Annotated in this window: 11 protein-coding genes; 4 read left to right on the forward strand and 7 right to left on the reverse strand. The window is 64.1% G+C overall.

Annotation, left to right across the window (positions count from 1 at the left end):
• Positions 1 to 143: 143 nt before the first annotated feature.
• Positions 144 to 884: a response regulator gene (locus tag VSR82_RS30130; RefSeq protein ID WP_429461732.1), complete on the forward strand. Its 741-nt coding sequence runs from the start codon at positions 144 to 146 to the stop codon at positions 882 to 884.
• On the forward strand, positions 881 to 2188 hold the full coding sequence (locus tag VSR82_RS30135; protein WP_368584369.1) for an ATP-binding protein: 1308 nt from the start codon (positions 881 to 883) through the stop codon (positions 2186 to 2188). The genes VSR82_RS30130 and VSR82_RS30135 overlap by 4 nt, the downstream gene beginning before the upstream one ends.
• A 172-nt stretch (positions 2189 to 2360) precedes the next feature.
• Here the strand turns inward: VSR82_RS30135 and VSR82_RS30140 are convergent, their stop codons facing one another.
• The 4 genes from VSR82_RS30140 to VSR82_RS30155 form a co-directional block, all read right to left on the reverse strand.
• Entirely contained in the window at positions 2361 to 3308 is a 948-nt protein-coding gene (locus VSR82_RS30140; RefSeq protein ID WP_429461729.1) for a tyrosine-protein phosphatase, read from the reverse strand.
• Positions 3309 to 3624: 316 nt separating this feature from the next.
• Entirely contained in the window at positions 3625 to 5094 is a 1470-nt protein-coding gene (locus VSR82_RS30145) for a glutamate synthase subunit beta (protein ID WP_410850221.1), read from the reverse strand.
• Between the two features lie 102 nt (positions 5095 to 5196).
• Complete coding sequence (locus VSR82_RS30150) at positions 5197 to 9900, reverse strand: glutamate synthase-related protein (protein ID WP_410850220.1); 4704 nt, start codon at positions 9898 to 9900, stop codon at positions 5197 to 5199.
• A gap of 351 nt (positions 9901 to 10251) precedes the next feature.
• Positions 10252 to 10959: a transposase gene (locus tag VSR82_RS30155; RefSeq protein WP_013090727.1), complete on the reverse strand. Its 708-nt coding sequence runs from the start codon at positions 10957 to 10959 to the stop codon at positions 10252 to 10254.
• A gap of 187 nt (positions 10960 to 11146) precedes the next feature.
• Here VSR82_RS30155 and VSR82_RS30160 point away from each other — a divergent pair, with 187 nt between their 5' ends.
• Together VSR82_RS30160 and VSR82_RS30165 are read left to right on the forward strand one after the other, a co-directional pair.
• Entirely contained in the window at positions 11147 to 11872 is a 726-nt protein-coding gene (locus VSR82_RS30160) for an OmpW/AlkL family protein (protein WP_368584374.1), read from the forward strand.
• Positions 11873 to 12236: 364 nt separating this feature from the next.
• On the forward strand, positions 12237 to 12617 hold the full coding sequence (locus VSR82_RS30165; protein ID WP_013090729.1) for an ElaB/YgaM/YqjD family protein: 381 nt from the start codon (positions 12237 to 12239) through the stop codon (positions 12615 to 12617).
• A gap of 103 nt (positions 12618 to 12720) precedes the next feature.
• On the opposite strand, the gene VSR82_RS30170 is transcribed toward VSR82_RS30165, so the two are convergent.
• From VSR82_RS30170 to VSR82_RS30180, 3 genes are all read right to left on the reverse strand, one after another.
• Positions 12721 to 13908 carry a deoxyguanosinetriphosphate triphosphohydrolase gene (locus VSR82_RS30170; protein WP_368584400.1) on the reverse strand — a complete coding sequence of 396 codons (1188 nt, stop codon included), beginning with the start codon at positions 13906 to 13908 and terminating at the stop codon, positions 12721 to 12723.
• A gap of 159 nt (positions 13909 to 14067) precedes the next feature.
• Positions 14068 to 15153, reverse strand: coding sequence for a 3-dehydroquinate synthase (gene aroB / locus VSR82_RS30175; protein WP_368584375.1), 1086 nt, complete (start codon positions 15151 to 15153; stop codon positions 14068 to 14070).
• A complete protein-coding gene (locus tag VSR82_RS30180; protein WP_026228368.1) occupies positions 15153 to 15704 on the reverse strand; it encodes a shikimate kinase in 552 nt (183 codons plus the stop codon). Before VSR82_RS30180 ends, aroB begins: the two co-directional genes overlap by 1 nt.
• Positions 15705 to 15708: the final 4 nt, after the last annotated feature.

The raw sequence follows: 15708 nt of genomic DNA on the forward strand, positions 1-15708 counted from the left end.
GCAGGGGCAGGCAGTGCTACAGTAGGCGCGGAACCTTCGCTGATTCGCCACGGCGCGCGCCCGCCAGCGCCCCGCGGCGCACAGTAAGCGTTGGTAAGGAAATGCGCGGTCGCGCGTCGGGCGCGCCAGTCTAGAATTTCGCCATGAATCCACAGGTCCTTATCGTCGACGACGATCCGGTCGTACGCGATCTGCTTTGCAAGTTTCTGCAGTCCAACGGTTTCGATGCGTCCGTGCTGCATGACGGCACTCATTTGCAGCGTCGTCTCGAGCGTGAGCGGCCGTCGGTCGTCGTGCTCGACATCATGATGCCGAACACCGACGGCCTGCGCGCGCTCACCGCGTTGCGCGCCGCCGGCGACGACATCCCGGTGATCTTCGTGACCGCGCGCGGCACGGTGGCCGATCGCATCGTCGGTCTGTCGCTTGGCGCGGACGACTATCTGACCAAGCCATTCGATCCGCGCGAACTGCTGGTGCGCATCCAGACCGTGCTGCGCCGGCGCGGGCCGTCCACCACGAGCGCGCCCGAAGCCCGCAAGCGCTATCACTTCGGTCCGTTCGAACTGGACTTCGCGACGCGCTCGCTGAGCCGCGACGACGCCAAGCTGCCGCTGCGCGACAGCGAATTCGCGCTGCTGAAGATCTTCGTCAACAATCCGTACAAGGTGCTCTCGCGCGTGCTGATTCATGATCTCGTGCATCGCGACGATCTCGCCTTCCGCGACCGCAGCCTCGACGTGCCGATCTGGCGCCTGCGCCGCGTGATCGAGGACGATCCGTCGAACCCGTGCTACGTGCAAACGGTGCGCGGCAAGGGCTACGTCTTCGTGCCCGACGCCAACGGCACCCCCTTCGAGGACGGGGCCACCCCGAGCGCATGAGAAACCCGCTGAACACGCTGTTCGGCAGAATGGCGTTGCTGTCGGCGGCGGTGCTGTTCGCGATTCAGGCGAGCTGGTTCGTGCTGGTGACGATGCAGCCGCCGCGCCATGAAATCGACGGCTTCGCGCGCGGCATTCTGCTCGTGCTGCAGGCGATCAACGGCGAGCCGATCAAGGGCGCCGCGCTCGCGCCGGCGATGCGCGTGCATCTGGTACCCACCTGGAACATGCCGACCAGCGTGCATCTGCGTGAGCCGCACGAGCATATGCTGATCGAGCTGAGCCGGCATCTGCGCGAGAACCTGCCGGCCGGCACGCAGATCGCCGTCGACGATCTGCGTCCGCCGCAACTGTGGGTGTTGTCTCCGGGCAAGTCGAACTGGGTCGTCGTTCCGGTCGACGTTCCGCCGCCGCCGCGCTTTCTGATCGAATCCGTCTCGATGCTGGCCGCCGGACTGATCCTGTCGCTGTTCGCGGTTTGGCAGATGCAACGGCCGTTGCTGCGCGTCGCCGATGCGTCGCGCGCATTCGGCTCGGGCGGCCGGCCCGAACCCGTGCCGGTGCAGGGCCCGCGCGAACTGCGCGATCTGATCGGCTCGTTCAACGACATGATGCGGCGCCTGAACGAAGCCGGCGACGACCAGGCGGTGATGCTCGCCGGCGTCGCGCACGATCTGAAGGCGCCGCTTACGCGCCTGAAGCTGCGCGCAAGCGTGCTGGTCGATGAAAACGAGCGCGCGGGCCTGATCCGCGACGTCGATGCGCTGACCAACATCGTCCAGCAGTTCCTCGAATTCGCGGGCCAATCGGCGGACGCCGGCCCGCCGGTCGAAGTCGACGAGTTCTTGCGCGAGCAGTTTTCCTCGAGCGATTACCCGGAGGCCGCTGAACCCGCCGAAGCCGCGGACCCCGCCGAAACCCCGCTCTTCGCACTCGACTTGCGCGCCGGCCCGTCGTTCACGCTGCCGCGCACGCTGCTCGACCGGCTGGTGACGAACCTCGTCGACAACGCGCTCGAACACGGCATGCCGCCGGTGGAAATCTCAACCGCGTGCAACGAGGGGCATTGGATCATCAGCGTGCGCGACCACGGCCCCGGCATTCCCGACGACCGCATCGCCGCGGCGATGAAGCCGTTCGTGCGGCTCGACGCCGCGCGCGGCGGCGAAGGCCATTGCGGCCTCGGTCTCGCGATCGTCGCGCGGCTCGCGCACCATCGCGGTGGACGCTGCCTCGTGCGCAATCACGCGCGGGGCGGGCTCGACGTACGGATCGAATTGCCGGTGGACCCGGCGCTGACGTGAGGATGCGCGTAGGTAAGGGGGCGCGCTAAGGGCACTTACCTGTCCTTACCGCATCGGCTGTCGCGCGGGTTGCGGCCTTATAGTTGCCCCCGGGCAACCTCGATGCCGCCCTTCTCCGTCCGCCCGCTCCTCTGGGGCGGACTTTTTTTCGCCATCGGACGGCCCAAGCGCGTTAATGCACGAGCCGATTGCGCAGCGCGTCGACCGTTGCCGTGGAAAGGCCGAGGCCTTGCGTCAGGTAGCTCGCCATCGTGCCGTAACTCGCCTGGACCTGGTCGAAGCCCGCCTGCAGATAATTCTCGTCGACGTCGAACAACGGCGCTCTCGCCGCGGCGATGGCCGCGCCTTCCTGCGCGCGCAACGTGGTGGTTTGGGCAGCTATCGACGGCGCGAGATAGACGTTGCTGAGCAGGTAGTCCTGCATGATCACGTCGAGCGGAACGTTGGCGATGCTGAGCAGCAGTGCCGCGACCCATCCCGCGCGGTCCTTGCCCGCACTCGAATGGAATAGCTGCGCGCCCGTGCCGTTGGCCAGCGCGCTGAGCAACGCGCCATAGGCGGCTCGCTGCGGCGCGCCCGTCACATACGCGCGCGCCTGCGCCTGCATGAATGCGACGGCGTCGACGGACGAGTCGACCGGGGGCGTGACGAAGTCGTTCGTGCCGAGCACATTCAGCGTGGCGGATGTCGCGCCGCCCGGCAGCACGTCGGCGGTGCGCGCGATTTCGGCGGGCGTGCGCAGGTCGAAAACCGACACGATGCCGAGCCTGCCGAGTGTCGCCGCGTCCGTGCCGCTCAGCGTCAGCGCATTCGCGCGAAAGAACACGCCGCGCCGCATCTGCTTGCCGTCGACGGTCAGATAGCCGGCCGCCGCGCCGCCGACATCGCGGAAATTGCTGACCGACACGAGTCGCGGCGTAGCCGGCTGCTCGGCTTCGAGACTGCCGCCGCACGCGGACAGCAGCGTGCTGCCGAAGCCCGCGGCCAGCATCGCACCGGCGGAGCCCCTCAGAAAGCGTCGCCGCGCCGCAGAGGTTTCGCCCAGCACGCCTCGCTCCACGGGCACGGTCGTGCTCGTAAGGGCGCGGAAAGGCGAACGGTTTTTCGCGGTGACGGGCATCGGGGGCGACGGGTTATAGGAGGGTCGGGTGGGCAGCCGGGCTGCAAGCGCAGTTTAACGTTGACCAATAAGTTTTGCGTTACATCGTAGGGTTTAGTAAGAAAAAAGAGGGCCGGGCGCGCGCCAACACATACCGCGTGACGCTCGCGCGTCATCGCAAATGAGGCGGACAGAACGCACTGCGGCGAGGCAAAAAGAAAACCGGGCTCCCCCTTTCAGGCGAGCCCGGTTTCTTTTTTACTGCATCGCTTTACCGCTACAGGCGCCCTTCTTGGGGCACCTTGTCGTCTCCGCGTCTTCCTGAAATTGAAGACGCTTAACGTGGCAGTTCGGAATGGCCCATCAGGAACGCATCGACCGAACGTGCGCACTGACGGCCTTCGCGGATCGCCCATACCACGAGCGACTGGCCGCGACGCATGTCGCCCGCCGTGAACACCTTGTCCACCGACGTGTAGTACGCCTTGTCGCCCTCGGTCGTAGCGCGCACGTTGCCGCGCGCATCCTTGTCGACGCCGAATGCTTCGAGCACCGGCGAGACCGGCTGCGTGAAGCCCATCGCGAGCAGCACGAGGTCGGCCTTCATTTCGAATTCGGAGTTCGGCACTTCGACCATCTTGCCGTCCTTCCATTCGACGCGCGCGGCGATCAGCTTCTCGACCTTGCCGTTCTTGCCTTCGAGGCGCTTGGTCGCAACCGCCCAATCGCGCTCGCAGCCTTCCTCGTGCGACGACGACGTGCGCAGCTTGATCGGCCAGTACGGCCACACGAGCGGCTTGTTCTCTTCTTCCGGCGGCTGCGGCAGCAGTTCGAACTGCGTGACGCTCTTTGCGCCATGACGGTTCGACGTACCCACGCAGTCCGAACCGGTATCGCCACCGCCGATCACGACGACGTGCTTGCCCTTCGCGATCAGCTGGTTCGGCACCTTGTCGCCGGCGTTGACCTTGTTCTGCTGCGGCAGGAACTCCATCGCGTAGTACACGCCTTCGAGCTCGCGGCCCGGCACCGGCAGATCGCGCGGCGTTTCCGAACCACCGGCGATCACGACCGCGTCGAACTGTTCGTTCAATTCGGCCGGCGTGATGGTTTCCTTCGCGGTGTTGCCGATGTGCGCCGGCAGCGAGTCCGGCTTGCCGATGAACACGTTGGTGCGGAACGTCACGCCTTCGGCTTCCATCTGGCGCATGCGGCGGTCGATCTGCCACTTCTCCAGCTTGAAGTCGGGGATGCCATAACGCAGCAGACCGCCGATCCGGTCGTTCTTCTCGAACACGGTCACGTCATGACCGGCGCGCGCGAGCTGCTGGGCAGCCGCGAGACCCGCGGGGCCCGAGCCGACCACGGCGACCTTCTTGCCGGTCTTGTGCTTCGGCGTTTGCGGCGCGACCCAGCCTTCGGCCCAAGCCTTGTCGATGATCGCGTGCTCGATCGACTTGATGCCGACCGGGTCGTCGTTGATGCCGAGCGTGCACGCCGCTTCGCACGGCGCCGGGCAGATGCGGCCCGTGAACTCGGGGAAGTTGTTGGTCGAGTGCAGCACTTCGATCGCGTTCTTCCAGTCCTGACGGAACACCAGGTCGTTGAAGTCCGGGATGATGTTGTTGACCGGGCAGCCGTTGTTGCAGAACGGAATGCCGCAGTCCATGCAACGCGCGCCTTGAATCTTCGCTTCGTCGTCGGTCAGTGCCGCGACGAATTCCTTGTAGTGCTTCACACGCGTGAGCGGAGCCTCGTACGTCTCGTGGCGACGTTCGAACTCGAGAAAACCGGTTGCCTTGCCCATGTGGTTCTCTTCTCTATCTGTATCTAGGGGTAATCTGGACCCGCCGCGCGTCGATCGATCGGCACGCGGCGGGTACGTCTAAATGTGACTTGCGACGGCAGTTCAGGCGGCGAGCACTTCGCTGTTCGCCTTCTTCGCGGCGAGTTCGCCGAGAGCGCGCTTGTATTCGGTCGGGAACACCTTCACGAACTGACGGCGTGCCGCGTCCCAGTTTTCGAGCAGCGCCTTCGCGCGCGGGGAGCCCGTGAACTGGAAGTGACGCTCGATGAGCCCCTTGAGCAGCGCTTCGTCGGTCGTGTCGCGATGCCACACGCCCTTGTCGACCGTGCGCTCCTGTTCGGCCTGTTGCAGCACCGGGTCGAGCGAAACCATCGACTTGTTGCACTTGCTCGCGAAGGTGCCGTCCGGATCGAACACGTACGCGATACCGCCCGACATGCCGGCCGCGAAGTTGCGGCCCGTCTCGCCGAGCACGACCACCGTGCCGCCCGTCATGTATTCGCAACCGTGATCGCCCGTGCCTTCGACGACCGCCGTCGCGCCCGAGTTACGCACGCAGAAACGCTCGCCCGCGACGCCGCGGAAGAAGGCTTCACCTTCGATCGCGCCGTACATCACCGTGTTACCGCAGATGATGTTCTCTTCCGACTTGCCGCGGAAATCGTTGGTCGGACGGATGATGATGCGGCCACCCGACAGACCCTTGCCGACGTAGTCGTTGCCGTCGCCGACCAGATCCAGCGTGATGCCCTTTGCGAGGAACGCGCCGAAGCTCTGACCCGCGGTGCCTTTCAGCTGGATGTGGATCGCGTCGTCCGCGAGACCTTCGTGGCCGTATTTCTTCGCGATCGTGCCCGACAGCATCGCGCCGACCGTGCGGTTCACGTTGCGCACCGGCTGGATGAACGACACGTGCTCGCCCTTCTCGATCGCGGCCTTCGCCTTCTCGATCAGCGTGTGGTCGAGTGCGCGGTCGAGGCCGTGATCCTGCACGTCGACGTGCTTGCGTGCGACTTCGGCCGGCACTTGCGGCTGATAGAACACGCGCGAGAAGTCGAGACCCTTCGCCTTCCAGTGCTCGATGCCCTTCTTCGTGTCGAGCAGTTCCGCGCGGCCGATCAGGTCGTCGAACTTGCGGATACCGAGTTGCGCCATGATTTCGCGCGCTTCTTCCGCAACGAAGAAGAAGAAGTTCACGACGTGTTCCGGCTGGCCTTGGAACTTCGCACGCAGCACCGGATCTTGCGTCGCGACGCCCACCGGGCACGTGTTCAGATGGCACTTGCGCATCATGATGCAGCCTTCGACGACGAGCGGCGCCGTCGCGAAGCCGAATTCGTCAGCGCCGAGCAGCGCGCCGATCACGACGTCGCGGCCGGTCTTCATCTGACCGTCGGCCTGCACGCGGATACGGCCGCGCAACTGGTTCAGCACCAGCGTCTGCTGCGTTTCGGCGAGACCCAGTTCCCACGGCGTGCCCGCATGCTTGATCGACGACAGCGGCGACGCTCCCGTACCGCCGTCATGACCGGCGATCACGACGTGATCCGCCTTCGCCTTCGCGACACCGGCGGCAACCGTACCGACGCCCGACTCAGACACAAGCTTCACCGAGATGCTCGACGATGCGTTCACGTTCTTCAGATCGTGAATGAGCTGTGCCAGGTCTTCGATCGAGTAGATGTCATGGTGCGGCGGCGGCGAGATCAGGCCGACGCCCGGCACCGAGTAACGCAGCTTGCCGATGTAGTCCGACACCTTGTGGCCCGGCAGCTGACCGCCTTCGCCCGGTTTCGCGCCTTGCGCCATCTTGATCTGGATCTGGTCGGCCGATGCGAGGTATTCCGCCGTCACGCCAAAGCGGCCCGACGCGACCTGCTTGATGCGCGAGCGCAGCGAATCGCCTTCCTTCAACGGAATGTCGACGACCACTTCGTCGCCGATCACGGACTTCATCGTGTCGCCGTTCCTGATCGGAATGCCGCGCAGTTCGTTGCGATAACGGTTCGCGTCTTCACCGCCTTCACCGGTGTTCGACTTGCCACCGATGCGGTTCATCGCGACGGCGAGCGTAGCGTGCGCTTCGGTGCTGATCGAGCCCATCGACATTGCGCCGGTCGCGAAACGCTTGACGATTTCCTTCGCCGGCTCGACTTCGTCGAGCGGGATCGCCTTGGTCGGATCGAACTTGAACTCGAACAGGCCGCGGAAGGTCATGTGACGCTTGGTCTGATCGTTGATCAGATGCGCGTATTCCTTGTACGTCTGGTACGAGTTGCTGCGCGCCGAGTGCTGCAGCTTGGCGATCGCATCCGGCGTCCACATGTGTTCTTCGCCGCGCACGCGGTATGCGTACTCGCCGCCCGCGTCGAGCATGTTGGCGAGAACCGGGTTGTCGCCGAACGCCTCGCGATGCAGACGGATCGCTTCTTCCGCGACGTCGAACAGACCAATGCCGCCGACCTTCGACGACGTGCCGTGGAAGTACTTCGCCACCAGATCCGAAGCAAGACCGACCGCCTCGAAAATTTGCGCGCCGGTGTACGACATGTAGGTCGAAATGCCCATCTTCGACATGACCTTCTGCAGGCCCTTGCCGACTGCCTTCGTGAAGTTGTAGACCGCCTTTTCAGCCGACAGGTCGCCCTTCAGGCCGGCCGCGAGCTGGCTCAGCGTTTCCATCGCGAGGTAGGGGTGCACGGCTTCCGCGCCATAGCCCGCGAGCAACGCGAAGTGGTGCGTTTCACGCGCCGAACCGGTTTCGACGACCAGACCCGTGCTCGTGCGCAGACCTTGCTGCACGAGGTGTGTGTGGATCGCGGCGGTTGCGAGCAACGCCGGAATCGCGACGTTGTCGCGGTCGGTCTTGCGGTCCGACACGATAAGCATGTTGTAGCCGGACTTGACCGCATCGACGGCTTCGGCGCACAGCGACGCGAGACGCGCTTCGATGCCTTCCTTGCCCCAGGCGACCGGATAGCAGATGTTCAGTTCGTACGAGCTGAACTTGCCGCCGGTGTACTGATCGATCGCGCGGATCTTCGCGATGTCCTTGAAGTCGAGCACCGGCTGCGACACTTCGAGACGCATCGGCGGGTTGATGTTGTTCGTGTCGAGCAGGTTCGGCTTCGGGCCGATGAAGGACACGAGCGACATCACCATGTTTTCACGGATCGGGTCGATCGGCGGGTTCGTGACCTGCGCGAACAGCTGCTTGAAGTAGTGGTACAGCGTCTTGTTCTTGTTGGACATGACCGCGAGCGGCGAGTCGTTGCCCATCGAGCCGACGGCTTCCTCACCCGCTTGCGCCATCGGCGCCATCAGGAACTTCAGGTCTTCCTGGGTGTAGCCGAACGCCTGCTGGCGATCCAGCAGCGCAGCAGCTTCGCGGCGTTCCGTCACGACGTCTTCGGCCTTCGGCTCGATCTCGTCGAGCTTGATGCGCACGGCGTCGATCCAGCTCTTGTACGGCTTGGCGTTGGCGAGGTTGTCCTTCAGTTCCTTGTCGTCGATGATGCGGCCGTGCTCCATGTCGATCAGGAACATCTTGCCCGGCTGCAGACGCCACTTCTTGACGATCTTCGATTCGGGAATAGGCAGCGTACCGGCTTCCGACGCCATGATGACGAGGTCGTCGTCGGTGACGATGTAGCGCGCCGGACGCAGACCGTTACGGTCGAGCGTCGCGCCGATCTGGCGGCCGTCGGTGAACGCGATCGCGGCGGGGCCGTCCCACGGTTCCATCATCGCGGCGTGGTATTCGTAGAACGCCTTGCGGTTCTCGTCCATCAGCGTGTGCTGTTCCCAGGCTTCCGGGATCATCATCATCATCGCGTGAACGAGCGGATAGCCGGCCATCACCAGCAGTTCGAGACAGTTGTCGAACGATGCCGTATCCGATTGGCCCGGATAGATCAGCGGCCACAGCTTCGGCAGATCGTCGCCGAGCACGTGCGAGGCGATCGCGCCGGTACGCGCGTTCAGCCAGTTGACGTTGCCTTTCACCGTGTTGATTTCGCCGTTGTGGGCGATCATGCGGTACGGGTGTGCCAGTTCCCACGCCGGGAACGTGTTGGTCGAGAAGCGCTGGTGCACAAGGGCGAGCGCCGACACGACGCGCTCGTCCTGCAGGTCGCGGTAGTACACGCCGACCTGGCCCGCGAGCAGCAGACCCTTGTAGACGACCGTGCGTGCAGAACACGACGGCACGAAGTATTCTTTGCCGTGCTTGAGCTTCAGCGCCTGGATGCGGTGGCTCGCGGTCTTGCGGATGATGTACAGCTTCCGCTCGAGCGCGTCGGTCACCATGATGTCCTTGCCGCGGCCGATGAAGATCTGGCGGATCAGCGGCTCGCTCGCCTTCACGGTCGGCGAGATCGGCATCGCGTGGTCGACCGGCACGTCGCGCCAGCCGAGCACGACCTGACCTTCGGCCTTCACCGTGCGCTCGAGCTCCTGTTCGCAGGCGATGCGCGACGCGTGCTCCTTCGGCAGGAAGATCATGCCGACGCCGTATTCGCCAGCGGGCGGCAGCGTCACGCCCTGGCGGGCCATCTCTTCGCGATAGAAGCCGTCCGGAATCTGGATCAGGATGCCCGCGCCGTCGCCCATCAGCGGATCGGCGCCGACGGCGCCCCGGTGGTCGAGGTTCTCGAGAATCTTCAAGCCCTGCTGGATGATTTCGTGACTCTTGTGGCCCTTGATATGGGCGACGAAGCCGACGCCGCAAGCGTCATGCTCGTTTTGCGGGTCGTACAGACCTTGGGCGGCGGGAACCGGGTGAATCGGTTGCTGGTGGTCGTTCATGGGGACACCGTCTGTGAGGAGGCCGGACAGGCCGTTAAACCATTATTTTTTTGCCGCAGTGCGCTTCGCGACCACGACGGCGCTCTTCTGGCAGCAAGACTGCGCGGGGACGAAAAGCGTCGGAAATCGGAATATACGCGACGAATCAAGGAAATAGCAAATAAAACGTAGTGATCCGCCCCCGATTATCAAATTGGTGCATTGCGGCTATTTTTTATTGGTGCCACATCGATTTGAAGCAAAAGAAAACGGCATACGAAATGCCGTCTTCATGCAGTCCTTTGATGCAAAACGCTTTATTCCGATTTAAAGCGGCTCTATCGGCGGCGCTGGGTAGCAAGCGTCGCCGCGTCACTGCGTATGCGGCGTCTCGCGCACCTTGCGTGGCCGGCCACGCGGAAGCGGCGACACGCGTCGGTTCGCGGCGCGCGCCGCCCACTCGCGGTAAGTGTCGCTGCCGAGTACCCAACCCTTCAATGTGGCTTGCTGGAGCTGACTGGCTTCGCGCTCGTCGAGCGGTTGCTCGCACAGTTCGCGATAAGCACGCTGTCGCTCGAACGGCGTGTTGCCGAGCGACCAGTAGAGAGGGTGATCCGTGATCAGGCTGTCGAGGGTAAGGCCGATGTGATGACGATAGCTCGACCAACGATAGTCCTCGGCCGCGTTGACCAGTTGCAAGCGCACCGGACACATTTCGACCACCCGGCTCGCCAGCAGGAAGTAGCGCTCACCTTCGATCACCGTGGCCCGGTAACGGCCCTCCCACAAGGTGCCGCGACGCGCATAGCGCCGGTTGAAGTGCGCGACGTAGCGCCGCCCGACAGCCTGCATCGCCTTGGGCAGGCTCGACTCCTCGGTGGGCGTCACGAGCAGTTGCACGGCGCCCGGCATCAAGGCGTAAGCGTGGATGGAAAGGTGATGGTCCCGGGAAGCCGCCTTCAGACAGTCGATGAAAAGCTCGTAGTCCTGGTCGTCGACGAAGGCGGGCTGCTGATCGAGCCCGCGGAGGATGACGTGCTGCGGCTGGTCGGGGACATAAAGACGTGCAAGCCGTGCCATGCTGGAGTGTCCAATAGTCGCGTTGGTATATACCCGAAGGTCCGAAGATCCGCATGCGCGCAAGGTTCGGCGCCATGCGGCCAAGCCAGAAACCACGCGGCGCTTAGGGAGAAAACTCTAACCGCCGCGTATGGTTTGTTTCAAACGTTGTAGTCATAATGAGCGGGCCTTTTTTGGAGGAGCACATATGAAATTAAAACAGGCCGTAACGGGGATGGCAGTGCTTGCCTGCATGAGCACGGCAGCGCACGCACAATCGGCCGGCAGCTTTTACGTCACGACGGGCTGGTTCCACCTGGCGCCCCAATCGAGCAGCGACCCGCTGACCGTGACCAGCATTGGCGGCAGCCCAACCAACATCACCGAAGCCAACACCGGCGCTTCGCTGGGTTCGGCCGACACCATCGGCTTCACCGCCGGATACTTCGTCACCGACCACATCGCCACCGAATTCGTCATTGGCGTGCCGCCTACTTTCGACCTGTCAGGCACGGGCAGCCTCGCGCAGTTCGGTAAGATCGGGCAGGCCAAACAGTGGAGCCCGACTCTGCTGTTCAAGTACTACTTCAACGCGCCGACCGCTGCGTTCCGGCCGTATCTCGGTGTGGGTGTGAGCCGCATCTGGTTCACCGACGAGCACATCACCAACAGCTCATTCCAAGCCAACGTTCTGCATGGTCCGACCAGTGTCTCGACGGATAGTTCGTGGGAACCCGTGTTTAATGCGGGCTTCCATTACTCCTTCAATCAACACTGGTTCGCCGGCGTGTCGATCTCGTACCTGCCGCTCAGCACGACCGCGAAGCTCAATTCGGCAGCGACCACGCCCGTCGGCACGCTGAACGTGCAATCGCAAACCAAGATCAAACTGAACCCGATCGTCACCTACGTCAACATCGGTTACCGTTTCTAACGCATCGCGACAGCAGGTGGCTTGAATTAGGGTAGTCGAATTTTCGCGCCCTGGGGTACGCCGTCATCGAGCAGATGACGGCGTTCTTGTTTGGCGTCGCGGTGGCATCGGCATAGCAGTGTCATCCGGCATCGGCGTTTGTAAATTTGACGCGAATGCGACGCGCCTGCGTGCAATATCTGGCAACGTTATGGCCACGCGAAGCGTGCCGCGAGGCGCGCGCTGCCACGTTACGGGCGATGCGACGCTTGGCATCGAAGTTGCGTTGGATGGCGTTTCCTACGCTGCGACGTGATACTGCGTCTGCGCATAGCGTGTCCGCGCGACGATGCGCGGGGCCTTTCAACTCATCGACGGAGCGACCATGACAGCACTTCCAAATACGCGAGACGCCCTCGGCGAATCCTGGACCAGCGCGAGTCGCCGTGCGCGGCGCATCGCTCGCCATAGCCGCCATGCGGCCGAAGATATCGCGGTCGAGTTGCGCACCCTGCTGTCGGAACTCGAATCGACCTTGGCCGACGGCACGCAGGCCGACGCCGTGGCTTTGCGCGGCAGGCTGCGCAAACAGTTGGACGCCGCGCGCGAGCGGCTGAACGACACGCGCGATGCAATGCGCGACCGCGCGGGCGTCGCGATCTCGGACGCCGATCACTATGTGCATGAGAATCCGTGGCAGACGATTGCGATCGTCGGCGGGCTTGCGCTGGTGGCGGGGGCGCTGTTCGCGTCGCGTTCGCGATGACGCTGGCTTGCGCGGTTTGAGGGTGCTGGCAAGGAGGCGCGACGGCCGCTTCGATGCGGCAAGGTCGAACGTTGCCCCCCTTGCCGCAGCTAGCCGCTAGCGACTAGTTATCGTCGATCACGAACAGCCGCCGATACTCCTTCAACGCGTAGCGATCGGTCATCCCCGCGATGTAATGCGCGATCAGACGTGGCTGGCGCGCCGCATCGCTCGATTGATAGTCCGGCGGCAGCAGGCGCGGATCGTCGGTGAACGCGTCGAACAGCCCGACCACGACGCGGCGTGCCTTGTTGGCCATGCGCATCACGCGATAGTGGCGGTACATGTTTCTGAACAGAAAGCGCTTGAGCGCCGCGGCCTGCGCGGCGATCGCATCACTGTGCGCAACGAGCGGGGGCGCCGCGCGCACGTCGTCGAGTGACGCCGGTGCGTAGCGCGCGAGATTGGCCCGCGTCGTCTCGATCAGATCGACAATCAGCGTATTGATCACGCGCCGCACCGTCTCGTGAATCAGCCGACGCCCTTCGATCTGCGGGTAGTCGCCGCGCGCCGCCTCACAATGCGTCTGCCAGAGCTCCACTTCGGCGAGTTGCTCGAGCGACAGCAGACCGGAGCGCAAACCGTCGTCCACATCGTGATTGTTGTACGCGATTTCGTCAGCGACGTTGGCGATCTGCGCTTCGAGGGACGGTTGACGTCCTTCGAGAAAACGCTCGCCCAACTCGCCGAGCCGGCGCGCGTTGTCGCGCGAGCAATGTTTGAGAATGCCCTCGCGCGTCTCGAAACACAGGTTCAGGCCGTTGAATGCTCCGTAGTGCTCTTCAAGTTCATCGACGACCGCGAGGCTCTGCAGATTGTGCTCGAAGCCGCCATGCTCGCGCATGCATTCGTTCAACGCGTCCTGGCCGGCGTGACCGAACGGCGTATGGCCGAGATCGTGCGCGAGCGAAATCGCTTCGACGAGATCTTCATTGACGCGGAGGTTACGCGCGACCGAGCGCGCGATCTGCGCAACTTCGAGGCTATGGGTAAGACGCGTGCGAAACAGGTCGCCCTCGTGATTGACGAATACCTGAGTCTTGTATTCGAGCCGCCGGAACGCGGTGGAGTGAACGATGCGGTCGCGGTCGCGCTGAAACTCGGTGCGCGCGCTCGGCGCGGTTTCCGCATAGCGACGTCCACGCGACTGGCTCGAATGCGCCGCGTACGGCGCGAGATGCGCTTCGAGCGCCTGCTGGGTCGGCGCGGGGACGGCGGGTGCGGCCACCGCGGCAGCGGCATCCGCGGCGATGGCCGTGGCGCCGATGGCGCCGTTCCCGGCGCCCGCGCGCGCGCTTGCCGCGTCATGCTGGATATCGTCGCTGCGCCTGTCAGTCACCGGGTTCTCCGAAACATGGGCGGCGCCTCGTGACGCGGGTGCGTGAAGCGTGGCTGCAGGGCCGTGTTGAATCTAGACGGCGGCGGCCAGCGTCGCATGCACTTCGGCGTCGGGCGCGCGGGTGATCAGTGTCTCACCGAAACGCTTCAGCAGAATGAACTTGATCGTGCCGCCTTCTGCTTTCTTGTCGATCTGCATCAGCTCGACGTAGCGATCCGTGCCGAGCGCGGGAGCACGCGCGGGCAGATGCGCGGCAAGCACCAGGTCGACGAGTCGCTTGCGCGACGCTTCGTCCAGATGGCCGAGGCGCACGGACAGATCCGCCGCCATCACCATCCCGCAGCCGACCGCCTCGCCGTGCAGCCACTCGCCATAGCCGAGTCCGGCTTCGATCGCGTGGCCGAACGTATGGCCGAAGTTCAGGATCGCGCGCAGACCACCTTCGCGCTCGTCCTGCGCCACCACCGACGCCTTGATCTCGCACGAACGTTTGACCGCCTCGGTCAACGCCGCCGGCTCGCAGCGGTTCAAAGCCTCGACATTGGCCTCGATCCAGGTGAAGAAACCGGCATCGGCGATCGCGCCGGTCTTGATGACTTCCGCAATGCCCGCAGCGAGTTCGCGCGCGGGCAGCGACCGCAATACGCCGATGTCGGCGATCACTGCCTGCGGCTGGTAGAACGCGCCGATCATGTTCTTGCCGAGCGGATGGTTGATGCCGGTCTTGCCGCCGACCGACGAATCCACCTGCGACAGCAACGTGGTCGGCACCTGGATGAACGGCACGCCGCGCATGTAGCACGCGGCGGCAAACCCGGTCATGTCGCCGATCACACCGCCGCCGAGCGCGATCAGCGTGGTCTTGCGGTCGGCGCGCGAGCCGAGCAGCGCGTCGAAGATCAGGTTCAGCGTCTGCAGGTTCTTGTGCGCTTCGCCGTCCGGCAGAACCACCGTGGACACCTGCTTGTTCAGCGGCGCGAGCGCGGCGCGCAGCTTGTCGCCGTAGAGCGGATCGACGGTGCTGTTGGTGACGATCGTGACTGAGTTGCCGGCGATATGCGGCTTGAACAGATCGGTCCGGCCGATCAGGTCGGCACCGATATGAATGGGATAGGCGCGCTCGCCCAGTTCGACGTTGACGGTAATCATACGGTCCATTATGACGCAGGATGTTTGGCGACGCCGGCCATCTCGAGCTGCATCAGAACCATGTTGACGAGCCCGTTGACCGAGGGCCGGCCGGTTTCAATCACAAAGTGCGCGCATTCGCGGTACAGCGGGTCGCGCACTTCATAGAGCGCTTCGAGGCGCGCCTTGGGGTCTTCCGTTTGCAGCAGCGGACGATTCTTGTCGCGGCGCGTGCGCAGCCACAGGTCATGCGGATTGGCGCGCAGATAGATCACGAGGCCGCGGCTTTTCAGCGCTTCGCGGTTTTCCGGCCGCAGCACCGCGCCGCCCCCGGTCGCGAGCACGATATTGTCGCGCGCGGTCAGCTCCGAGATCACGCTCGCTTCGCGATCGCGAAAGCCCGCTTCGCCCTCCAGTTCGAAGATCACGGGAATGCGCGCGCCCGTGCGCGCCTCGATTTCATGGTCGGAATCGAAGAACGGGCGCTCGAGACGGCGCGCAACCGCCCGACCCACAGTGGTCTTTCCTGCCCCCATGAGCCCTACGAAAAAAACATTGGCGTGTGCGTCCCGCGCTTGCAACGGT

Source organism: Burkholderia sp. JPY481, from assembly GCF_038900515.1.
Taxonomy (GTDB): Bacteria; Pseudomonadota; Gammaproteobacteria; order Burkholderiales; family Burkholderiaceae; genus Paraburkholderia; species Paraburkholderia youngii.

Bases quoted from the DNA above. Each gene is read 5' to 3' on its own strand.
- VSR82_RS30130 (WP_429461732.1), top strand. From the start codon at position 144: ATGAATCCACAGGTCCTTATCGTCGACGACGATCCGGTCGTACGCGAT.
- VSR82_RS30135 (WP_368584369.1), top strand. From the start codon at position 881: ATGAGAAACCCGCTGAACACGCTGTTCGGCAGAATGGCGTTGCTGTCG.
- VSR82_RS30140 (WP_429461729.1), bottom strand. From the start codon at position 3,308: ATGCCCGTCACCGCGAAAAACCGTTCGCCTTTCCGCGCCCTTACGAGC.
- VSR82_RS30145 (WP_410850221.1), bottom strand. From the start codon at position 5,094: ATGGGCAAGGCAACCGGTTTTCTCGAGTTCGAACGTCGCCACGAGACG.
- VSR82_RS30150 (WP_410850220.1), bottom strand. From the start codon at position 9,900: ATGAACGACCACCAGCAACCGATTCACCCGGTTCCCGCCGCCCAAGGT.
- VSR82_RS30155 (WP_013090727.1), bottom strand. From the start codon at position 10,959: ATGGCACGGCTTGCACGTCTTTATGTCCCCGACCAGCCGCAGCACGTC.
- VSR82_RS30160 (WP_368584374.1), top strand. From the start codon at position 11,147: ATGAAATTAAAACAGGCCGTAACGGGGATGGCAGTGCTTGCCTGCATG.
- VSR82_RS30165 (WP_013090729.1), top strand. From the start codon at position 12,237: ATGACAGCACTTCCAAATACGCGAGACGCCCTCGGCGAATCCTGGACC.
- aroB (WP_368584375.1), bottom strand. From the start codon at position 15,153: ATGGACCGTATGATTACCGTCAACGTCGAACTGGGCGAGCGCGCCTAT.